General features: G+C 54.7%; 8 protein-coding genes and 2 pseudogenes. 2 read left to right on the top strand and 8 right to left on the bottom strand.

What is annotated here, in order from left to right:
- Nucleotides 1-16 precede the first annotated feature (16 nt).
- Nucleotides 17-1357: an efflux RND transporter periplasmic adaptor subunit gene (locus RGAI101_RS21385; protein ID WP_008230008.1), complete on the top strand. Its 1341-nt coding sequence runs from the start codon at nt 17-19 to the stop codon at nt 1355-1357.
- Between the two features lie 240 nt (nt 1358-1597).
- Here RGAI101_RS21385 and RGAI101_RS21735 read toward each other — a convergent pair.
- The 3 genes and pseudogenes from RGAI101_RS21735 to RGAI101_RS22525 form a co-directional block, all read right to left on the bottom strand.
- Nucleotides 1598-1744, bottom strand: a pseudogene (locus tag RGAI101_RS21735) (IS6 family transposase); the annotation flags it as partial.
- Between the two features lie 254 nt (nt 1745-1998).
- Nucleotides 1999-2250, bottom strand: coding sequence for a CcdB family protein (locus tag RGAI101_RS20075; protein WP_037230384.1), 252 nt, complete (start codon nt 2248-2250; stop codon nt 1999-2001).
- A gap of 179 nt (nt 2251-2429) precedes the next feature.
- Nucleotides 2430-2561 (bottom strand): annotated as a pseudogene (locus RGAI101_RS22525) (IS6 family transposase); the annotation flags it as partial.
- A 388-nt stretch (nt 2562-2949) separates the two neighbouring features.
- Here RGAI101_RS22525 and RGAI101_RS20080 point away from each other — a divergent pair.
- Nucleotides 2950-4044: a TRAP transporter substrate-binding protein gene (locus tag RGAI101_RS20080; protein WP_037230387.1), complete on the top strand. Its 1095-nt coding sequence runs from the start codon at nt 2950-2952 to the stop codon at nt 4042-4044.
- Between the two features lie 69 nt (nt 4045-4113).
- On the opposite strand, the gene RGAI101_RS20085 is transcribed toward RGAI101_RS20080, so the two are convergent.
- From RGAI101_RS20085 to RGAI101_RS20105, 5 genes are all read right to left on the bottom strand, one after another.
- Nucleotides 4114-5505 carry a TRAP transporter large permease gene (locus RGAI101_RS20085; RefSeq protein ID WP_008230052.1) on the bottom strand — a complete coding sequence of 464 codons (1392 nt, stop codon included), beginning with the start codon at nt 5503-5505 and terminating at the stop codon, nt 4114-4116.
- Nucleotides 5505-6083: a TRAP transporter small permease subunit gene (locus RGAI101_RS20090; protein WP_008229871.1), complete on the bottom strand. Its 579-nt coding sequence runs from the start codon at nt 6081-6083 to the stop codon at nt 5505-5507. Before RGAI101_RS20090 ends, RGAI101_RS20085 begins: the two co-directional genes overlap by 1 nt.
- A 331-nt stretch (nt 6084-6414) precedes the next feature.
- The gene (locus RGAI101_RS20095) at nt 6415-6972 is read right to left on the bottom strand and encodes a hypothetical protein (RefSeq protein ID WP_008230119.1); all 558 of its coding nucleotides are present in this window, start codon (nt 6970-6972) and stop codon (nt 6415-6417) included.
- Nucleotides 6973-7300: 328 nt separating this feature from the next.
- On the bottom strand, nt 7301-7816 hold the full coding sequence (locus tag RGAI101_RS20100; protein WP_008229893.1) for a helix-turn-helix transcriptional regulator: 516 nt from the start codon (nt 7814-7816) through the stop codon (nt 7301-7303).
- Nucleotides 7817-7953: 137 nt separating this feature from the next.
- Nucleotides 7954-8147: hypothetical protein (locus tag RGAI101_RS20105; protein WP_037230390.1), on the bottom strand; the 194-nt coding region annotated here is incomplete at its 5' end.

Below are 8147 nucleotides of genomic sequence, written 5' to 3' on the forward strand. Positions count from 1 at the left end.
AGGGGATGCCGGCGTGATGTCTGGGCCGGTGAACGTCGGCGTGATCACCGCCGAAACCCAAAACGTGCCTTTCACCGTCACCTTACCCGCCCGCGCGGTGGCCTTTCAGGACGCGAAGATCCGGCCCACAGTGGAAGGTATCGTTGAAAGCGTTGACTACGAACCGGGCGCGCGGGTGTCTGCGGGCGATCTGATGTTCACCTTGCGCAAAGACAGATACGCAGCAGCAGCGGCAGCAGCACGGGCCGAAACCGCAGGCGCACAAGGTGCTGTCGATTCCGCACAAAAAACCGTTGATCGCTACCGCGAGCTGGTGGGATCAGGCGTCACCCAGGCCGATCTTGATCCAGCCGAAGCGGCGCTATTGCAGGCAAAGGCCACGCTCAGTTCTGCCAATTCCGCCGTTACGGTTGCTGACCTTGACCTTACAGGCACCGAAATTTGCAGCCCGATTGATGGCATTTCATCGGTTGCCGCGATTTCGGTCGGGGCGGTGGTCACGGCCAACCAGACCGACGCCTTGGCCACGGTCACGCGCTTGGACCCGATCTATATCGACATGACGGAATCAAGCGCACGGATGCTGCGCGTGCGCGCACAGGAAAACGCAGGTGCCGCGTCAGAGCTGGACCGTGTGCAGGCGCAGGCCCTGCTGGAAGAAGCCCGCGCCTCGCTTCCCGCGCTTGAGACCGGATTTGAAAACGCGGTCTATGGCATTGCAACCTTGCTGGCCGAACCTGCCGGACCGCTGATGGCTGATCTGCGCAAGGGTGCCCCGCAACCCTATCCCAAGGGCGGCAGCGCCGCAGGCGTGCCTGCTGATCTGTTCCGCAACCGGTCGGATGTGCGCGCCTCTGAACGCAAATTGGCGGCGGCTGTCGCAAATGTCGGCATCGCCGAGGCCGATCTATATCCTTCGGTTTCACTGACCGGCACCGTGACTGCCGCGGGCAACGGATCATGGGGTTTCGGCCCCTCCCTGTCGCTGCCGGTTGCCTCCCAAAGCCGTCTGCGCGCCAGCCGCGCCCAAGCCATCAGCCAGGCAAAGCAAGCAGAGCTGGACTGGCGCGCGCAAATCCTGAATGCTGTCGAAGACACACAATCCGCGCAAAGCGCCTATCGGCGCAACCAACGCGCGCTTGCCACCTTCCGGTCGACGTCTGCGTCTTATGCCCGCGCACTTGAGCTTTCGCGCGCGACCTATTCGGCCGGGACAACAGACCTTCTCAATCTGTTGGATGCCGAAATGTCTAGGTCAACCGTTCGACTGTCTGTCGCCGGTGACGCGCAAAATCTGACAAACAGCTGGATAAACCTTCAGGTTTCAACGGGCCGGGGATGGGCAGCCACCCCGTAGTGTCCCCGCGCACCCGTCGCCAATTGTCTTTGATTGCTGGGCCAGGGCCGTCTTTTGACGACACCCACCAAAGGGTAAACAGGCTATGTATGTTCGGGAGGGAACATAGACCTATCTGAACGCGACATAACGCCAGGGGCCTGCATGACTACGTGGCAGGATTTATCGGCTCTGTCGCAACGCTTTAGCTGGGCTGAAGAACGGTCCTCCTTGAACATTATATGCTGCGTGCACGGCGGGTTATTGGAATGAGAACAGGCCATTGGCGTCGAATTGACGCTTTCGGATCATGTGGGTGTCCTCGATCCTGGCGATGGTTGCGGCAGCAGAATGGAAAGCCTTGAAGCCGAGCTTGGGACGGATGATCCGTTTGATATACCGGTGGTCACATCCGCTCACCCCGGTCGCGGAAATCCCCTGCAGTCTTGCAGACCCGGTCGGAACCCCAAAAGTTTGCGACAAGGCCAGCAGAGGTGCCTGCCAAGTCGATAGCCATGATTCAGGCTGAAGCCTCGGCACGCAGTGCAGTCGCCCGAGGGATGGGCAGAAGAAAGACTTCTAATTAAATATCAATACTTTAAAGGCAGCTTTATAATTGCAATTATGTCAAAAATTATCATGGCTGGATTGACGTGAGCTGTCTAAAATCCCTGTATACGCAAGTCGATCGCGGTTGTGACCTTCTCAAACTCTTCAGCGAGTTTTCCAACGGAAGTCTTAAGAATGTCGGTGGGTATCGCCGCCATAAACTGCGTTACCATAACGACTGGCTCATCATTGAATTCGAAAATTGGGTTGAGCGTCGTTGCCGGGTTTGGTGCGATTGATGACGGCAGCAAAGGCACAACAACGCGTGTGTTCAGATCACACAACAGATCCGTTTGAACGTCCAGAAGGTAGCCGTTTCCAGAGGGGTTGGAAAGTCATGAGTCCACCTACTTACGAGAAAGTAAACCCCAGAGAAATGCGCGTTATTCATGTGCATCATTTATGCGTACGGACTTTGTTGCACTGACCTGTAACGGTCCCAGGGATGATTTTTTCAGTCGTCATTTCGAGCGCAAAAACCGTGTCACAGGTCGAAGGCATCTGACCTTGCGTGGCGATATGGGACGGTGGAGAGGCGGTAGCAGCGGGGTCTGAACATTGCGTTGATTTGATCGTGGGACGCGAGGAACCTTTGTGGCTGTCGGATCAATTTGAACATGACAAAACGCTAGACGTGCCAAAGTCCGGCAGCATATCAGCAATACCGTTCGCAGCGCTCGCAGCCTAACCCTGTCCTAAACCCCACCTTCTTAACCCAGCCAGAAATTTGCGACACTGCCTCCGACGGCGTTGCCCGTTCAAACGCGCCGTTTGACGTCCCTCTCGCGTAGGGCGCGTTCAAAGGCTTTGTCGATCCTTGCAACATGGGCCCACTTAGGCGAGGCCTTTTCATCAGCCACCGATGAACAGTTTTAGGTTTGAAAATGCTTTGTGTTTCCATGGCATGGACATTCGGTTTGCCTCCAGATTATGTCTTCAAACAAGTGGTCGGGTTTTCTGCCGGTTCGCTTAAACGAGTCTAATCGATATCGGGAGGATACATTATGGATCGTCGTTCTTTTATTCGAAATGCGGGTGTAGTTGGTGTTGGCGCTGCGGCGAGCACTCTAGCTGCTCCGGCTGTTGCCCAAGGTAATATCACTTGGCGTATGGTCACAACGTGGCCGAAAAACTTCCCGGGTCTGGGTGTTGGCGCGCAGCGTCTGGCGGACCGCGTTACGGCTGCTTCGGGCGGGCGCCTGACGGTTCAGGTCTATTCCGCTGGCGAGCTTGTGCCGCCGCTTCAGTCTCTGGATGCTGTGATTGACGGCAGCGCCGAGATGAGCCACGGCGCTGCCTACTACTGGCAAAACAAGTCGCCTGCGCTGTCCTTTTTTACGGGTGTACCCTACGGCATGACCACGCCCGAGCTGACGGCTTGGGTCCGGTTCCTCGGCGGTCAGGAAATCTGGGATGAAATCTATGACCAGTTCGGCGTCCAAGGCTTTTTGTCGGGCAACACAGGCACACAAGCCGGTGGTTGGTTCCGCAATGAACTGAAAAGCGTTGAAGATGTAAAAGGCATCCGGTTCCGGACACCTGGCCTTGGCGGTCGCGTTTGGGAGAAACTGGGCGCAACAGTCACCAACATGGCAGCGGGCGAGATTTTCCAAGCGCTGCAATCAGGTACGCTTGACGCTGCCGAATTTGTTGGCCCCTACAACGACCTCGCGCTTGGCTTCCACCAAGTGGCCAAGAACTACTATATGCCATCCTTTGTTGAGCCTGGCCTTGCAACCGAACTGGTTGTTGACAAGAAGAAGTATCAGGAACTGCCCGATGATCTTCAGGCAATCATCCGCGACGTCTGCCAAGCCGAATATGATCAGGTATCGGCCGACTTCTACGCCAATGATCCACGTGCGTTGAGAACACTGGTGAACGATCACGGTGTGATTGTACGCGACTTCCCCGAAGACATCATGGAAGCCGGTGCCAAGGCATCCGTGGAAGTGATTGAAGAGCTTCGCGCGAGCGATGATCCTTTGGTCAAGAAGACGACCGAGAGCTTTATCGAGGCGCTGAACCTCGTGCGGACGCGGACAGAAGGCATCGACGCGCCGTTTACCGTGGCACGCGAAAAGTACCTCAAGTACTGATCTTGATCACCTTGAAACGCAAAAGGCCCGGTTAAAACACCGGGCCTTTTTTCTTTTCCTCATAAACAATTAGTTAGCGATCAGCCGCGGCAACCACGTCACGATACCGGGGAAGGCAAAAAGGATCGCAAGTGCTACGATCTGCAAGCCGACAAAAGGCAGGATACCCTTGTAAATCGCACTTGTCGGCAAGCTGGCCGGGGCCACGCCCCGCAAATAGAACAGCGCAAAGCCGAATGGTGGGGTCAGGAACGACGTTTGCAAGTTGACGCCGACGAGAACGCCAAGCCAGACCGGATCAACATCCAGTGCCAACAACACCGGTGCGGTGATCGGGATCACGATGAAGATGATCTCGAACGTATCAAGGATAAATCCCAAGAAGAACATGATCAGCATAACAACTACGACAGCCGCCATCGTGCCGCCCGGCAGATTGCTTAGGAATTCATGTACCAAATTGTCGCCGCCCATCATTCGAAAGACGACCGAAAAGACAGAAGCCCCCAGTAGAATGACAAAAACCATACTGGTGATCGTGGCTGTCGCGATAACCGTCTCATTCAGGATCTTGAAGGACAGACGCCAGCGCAGTGTCGCAAGGATCATTGCTCCAACGGCCCCCACCGACGCCGCCTCTGTCGGCGTTGCGATGCCGCCAAGTATCGAGCCGAGGACAGCCAGAACGAGCAAAAGCGGTGGGACCAGCGCGACGAATACTTCACGCAGCAGTTCGCTTTTTTCATCCGCGGGCACAGGCGTTGCGGGGCAGGATTCAGGGTCGGTGATTGCTTTAAAAACAACCCAGGACAAGTAAAGCGAGACCAGCAATATACCAGGCAGCAAAGCTCCGGCGAACAGGTCGCCCACCGATACAGGCACCGGCGCAAAGTTGCCTTTTGCCATCTGCACTTGGCTGTTGATGCCAGACAGCATGTCACCCATGAAGATCAGAACGGTTGAAGGCGGTATGATCTGGCCCAGTGTACCACTTGCGCAGATTACACCCGTGGCGAGTTTGGGGTCGTACCCCGCCCGCAACATCGCAGGCAGCGAGATCAAGCCCATGGTGACGACCGTCGCACCGACCACCCCGGTCGACGCCGCCAGCATGGCACCCACCAGAACAACTGAAATACCAAGGCCGCCGCGCAGGTTACCGAACAGTTTGCCCATCGTTAGCAAAAGCTGCTCGGCGATCTGGCTGCGTTCCAGCATCACACCCATGAAGATAAACAGCGGTACCGCGACCAAAACCTCGTTCGTCATGAATCCGATATATCGGTTGGGCAGAGAGCCAAAATTCGAAGGATCGAAGACGTCAAGCGCCAGACCAACCGCACCAAACAACAAGGAAACGCCAGCCAGCGAAAAGGCCACCGGAAACCCTAAAAGCAAGAAGCCAATGACGCCAAAAAACATCAACGCGGCAAGGATTTCGCCTATCAATACAGGATCCATCAGACGGCCCCTTTGGGTTGATCAGAGGTGACCATGTCTTCACCGTACTGGATCCGCTTCGGGACCAGCTGTTGATTGCCTGTTATGACCAGAATTGACCGGATGATCATTGCCAAACCCTGAAGCGCGATCAGAAATGCAAAGGCCACGATAAAGGACTTCAGAATGAAAAGACCCGGCATACCGCCCACATTCGCCGACGCCTCTGTATAGGTCCAAGACCGCAACACGAATGGCATCGAATATGTGTAAACCACCCAAGTAAACGGCAGTAAAAACAGGAAAACGCCCAAAAGATCTGTGATTGCGCGTGTACGCATTTTTGCCGGACGATAAAATATATCCACTCGAACGTGATCATCACGCATCAACGCAAAGCCGGCAACAGCTGTAAACATCGCTCCGTTCAGCCAGATATAAAGATCCTGCATCCAAACATAGCTGACAGCAAAGACATAACGTTGGACCACCACAGTAAAGCATACGGCGACAATCCCGAGAGATAGCCAGGAAAATGTTCGACCAATGACATTGTTGACTGCACAGATCACTGTGGCAATCTTGGCAAGAAAATGCATTTCAACCTCTCGTTTGGTGTTTCCACGGTGCCTCAATCAAAGCGCGGCACCGGAAAGTCAAGAATTAGAACTCATTAGAACTCATATGAATGATCCCTTTTTGAACATTCGTTCAGGTTCTGTCGCAAAGTCTTAGCTGGGGTGAAGAACGAGCTGGGTCGCTATGGGGCCGAAAGCTGAAATCGAACGCTTTGAACGTGTCTTCGGTGTTGAAAAGCCGGAAGCTCAAGAGGTCTTGGTGTAAGGACAACAAAAAAGCAGGGCCGGTGATTGAACACCGGCCCTGCAAACCTTTGGGACACTTAACCTAGTGTCCGGTTAGAATATTAACTTAGCCGCGGTCGTCGACAACCAAGGTAAGACCGCCCATGCCGTTTGTGCGGACAGCGACAACTTGCTCGGGGGTAAAGCCTTCGGCTTCGACTTGAGCCTTCAGGTCGGCGTTAGCTTCAATGGCTGCACGCATATCAGCCACAGACTCTTCTTGTGCTTCCAGCGCTCCATCAAGTGCCGCTGCATTTTCGGAAGTATTGCCTTTGAGCTCTGTCACCGTCACTGTTTGCAGCTCGCTGTTGGCGTTGAAATCAGTGATTTCTGCTTCAACATCGGCGCTCGTAGACGAATTCGAGCGCAGCTCGGAAATCAGTTGGCCGTAGTTTTCTTTGGCCAATTCAGTGGTTTTCTTTTCGACTTTGTTGGCTTTGTCCATAGACTTCGACGTTGATGCCGCGCCCGTCACATCAGCGCCAGCAGTCGCGCTTACGCCCGAATCCGCGGCAGCACTTGCTCCAGCGGCAGCGCCAACACCTACATCGGTGCCTGCGAAGGCTGCTGTGGAAATACCTGTGGCCATAAGACCGGCGATCAGTGTTTTTGTTGTAAGTTTCATCTGAGTTCTCCTTAGATTTACTGCAAGACACGTTCTGTGCATCCTGGAAATCAAACCCCGAAAATTCAGATACGTTCCAACCAAAATCCGGGCATGGCAGGAACTTGCCGCGCTCTGGATCAAACAGGCGAAAACTTGCAGACCTTTGATAGTCGGGAGATAGTTCTAGTGGAACAGTAGGCCATCTACGAGCTGTTCTTCGTGCGGCATCAACTTGAACAGACCCTTTGCTGCAGCCTTGGTTAGCGGTCCAGTTTCACCTGCTACGCTGCACCCAGCATCATCACATTGGCAGGAATGGTCACCTTAATTTGGCCTGTCCGTCGTCTCAAGCAGCGATTTTGTCGCTCGACACCGTCGTTTCACCCATCAAATCATCAATGAACAGGCTCAAAAGCTCCGTATGTCCAGTGACGCCCGCTTTGCGGTAGATGGCATTTGTCTGCGCCTTGATGGTCCCGTCAGAGGTGCCGCGCAGTCGGGCGATGCTCTTGGCCCGCATGCCCTTGATCATAAACACGGCGACATCTCGTTCGGCGACGGTAAGGTGCCACTTGTCGAAATATTCGTTCAAAAGGTCAGAAAAATCAGTCGAAATATGCCGTAGCTTTTCTTCGGCTCGATCTGCGCGTCTGATGCTCATGCGGATGGCAACCCATCCCATGACAACACCCAGCACCAGTCCGATCGCTTGCGGAATAAACTGGTTCTCGAAAAATTCGGGGGTCAAGACGCCAAGCCTCAGATCGAACAGCGTGATCGCTACTCCCGCAACGAAAAACAATGTCGCGTTGAACTGGAGCGCCGCGATGATCCAAAGGGTGATTTTCTTATTTTTGGTCATGGTCCGCCTCGCTCGTTACCCACCCGAGGTAAGGTCAGCCAGACGCGGGGCAAGTCATGTCCGCTATGCGGTGTGATCAGACTTGGTATTTGGCACCCGCCCGCGAGGGGCAGGTGCAGGTTTTCAGACCGGGCCTATCAGCGTGTGAATTTACGGTCGTCGAGGTCTTCCTTTTGCGTCGGATAGACGGTCACTTCCGCATCGGTAAAGTCTTCTGCGCGGGCTTGGCCATCCGTAAAGATCTCCAGGTGCTCTTCAGCAGCTTTTTGCGGCGCGTTTCTGGTCGAATAGGATACGTCGGACGTCACTTTGGACGTGTACCCGATCTGAT

Origin of the sequence: Roseobacter sp. GAI101, from assembly GCF_000156335.1 — a bacterium.
Classification (GTDB): domain Bacteria; phylum Pseudomonadota; class Alphaproteobacteria; order Rhodobacterales; family Rhodobacteraceae; genus Sulfitobacter.

Bases quoted from the DNA above. Each gene is read 5' to 3' on its own strand.
- RGAI101_RS21385 (WP_008230008.1), top strand. From the start codon at position 17: ATGTCTGGGCCGGTGAACGTCGGCGTGATCACCGCCGAAACCCAAAAC.
- RGAI101_RS20080 (WP_037230387.1), top strand. From the start codon at position 2,950: ATGGATCGTCGTTCTTTTATTCGAAATGCGGGTGTAGTTGGTGTTGGC.
- RGAI101_RS20085 (WP_008230052.1), bottom strand. From the start codon at position 5,505: ATGGATCCTGTATTGATAGGCGAAATCCTTGCCGCGTTGATGTTTTTT.
- RGAI101_RS20090 (WP_008229871.1), bottom strand. From the start codon at position 6,083: ATGCATTTTCTTGCCAAGATTGCCACAGTGATCTGTGCAGTCAACAAT.
- RGAI101_RS20095 (WP_008230119.1), bottom strand. From the start codon at position 6,972: ATGAAACTTACAACAAAAACACTGATCGCCGGTCTTATGGCCACAGGT.
- RGAI101_RS20100 (WP_008229893.1), bottom strand. From the start codon at position 7,816: ATGACCAAAAATAAGAAAATCACCCTTTGGATCATCGCGGCGCTCCAG.